Source organism: Streptomyces roseolilacinus (assembly GCF_014649335.1).
Classification (GTDB): Bacteria; Actinomycetota; Actinomycetes; order Streptomycetales; family Streptomycetaceae; genus Streptomyces; species Streptomyces roseolilacinus.
Genome location: NZ_BMSV01000032.1, coordinates 1 through 1,096, shown reverse-complemented (window position 1 = coordinate 1,096; position 1,096 = coordinate 1). Strand labels below are relative to the sequence as shown.

Sequence of the window (1,096 nt, the reverse complement as noted above, 5' to 3'; positions counted from 1 at the left end):
CCGCAAGTCCGTGTCCAAGACGGTCTACGAGGGCCCGGTCACCCAGAACATGCAGATCAACAACACCAGCCATCAGCGCGGGATGTTCTCCCGCGCCCGCAACGACGTCCGCTGACCCGGGCGCCCTGCCTCGTATCCGAACACCTCGCCCGCGGGCCGGGGCTTCGGGTGCGGGACAGGCCGTCCGGCCTCGCGGTCAGTCGTAGTCGATCCAGATACGGCCGTGGTCGTCGACCTCGGCACCCCGGATCTGTCCGTCGACGATCGCGCCGTTGATCGTCACCTCGACGTCGTAGTCCACGTCGATCCACAGCACGCCGTCGTCGTCGGTGAACGCGGGCCAGATCGTCCCGTCCGTGTCCACGACCTCTTCGAAGACGACTTCTTCCGGCTCATCGCGGGTGAACCACCCCATCGCAGCCGCCTCCTCTCTCTCCCGGGCCCGTCGCTCACAGCTTGGCCCACTCGCACGCTCCGTGAACACCACATCGACAACAAGGAGTTGCCCCGTGCAGTCCAACGACAACACCGGCGCCGGCCGCCAGGAGCTCGCCTACCTTCCCGTCCCGCTCCCGAAGGAGCCGACCAAGCCGTCACGCCTGGCCGGACTGCGCGAAGCACTGCGCGACTGGTGGGACCGCGCCTGGGACATCGACGGCGTCCTGTACGAGATGTGGGACGACATCCTCAGCGCCCCCGACGACGGCCTGCGCCACATGGCGCCCTGGCTGCGCGCCATCCTGATGACGGCCGGGGTCTCCTTCGTCGTGCTGATGGCCAAGGGCGCCGGCGAAGTCATCCTCCAGGCCCTGCACCAGATCCTCACCGCCGTACCCAAGGTGCAGGTCGGCGTCGACACCTCCAACGGCGTCGCCGCCGTCGTCGACCAACCAGTGCGCACCTACATCGCGCAGCACTCCGCCGGCCTCCCGGTCGAAGCCTCCACCGTCTACACGCTGTGGCTGCTCACCGGCATCACCGGCCTGGTCCTCGGCTTCCTCACCCGCAACAACGGAGTACGCGCGACGTGGACCGCGTGGGGCGCGGCCACCGTCTTCATGGTCTGGACGGCCACCCCGGACACCAGCCGCCCCGT

General features: G+C 68.7%; 2 protein-coding genes. One reads left to right on the top strand and one right to left on the bottom strand.

Annotation, left to right across the window (positions count from 1 at the left end; genetic code table 11):
- Positions 1–196: 196 nt before the first annotated feature.
- Positions 197–415: a hypothetical protein gene (locus tag IE106_RS29945; RefSeq protein ID WP_029380831.1), complete on the bottom strand. Its 219-nt coding sequence runs from the start codon at positions 413–415 to the stop codon at positions 197–199.
- A 94-nt stretch (positions 416–509) separates the two neighbouring features.
- On the opposite strand from IE106_RS29945, the gene IE106_RS29940 reads away from it, so the two are divergent.
- Positions 510–1,096, top strand: a 587-nt coding sequence (locus IE106_RS29940) for a hypothetical protein (protein ID WP_189538377.1), incomplete at its 3' end; no start/stop codon positions are given.

Excerpts from the sequence above, each read along its gene's own strand:
- IE106_RS29945 (WP_029380831.1), bottom strand. The coding sequence starts at position 415 with ATGGGGTGGTTCACCCGCGATGAGCCGGAAGAAGTCGTCTTCGAAGAG.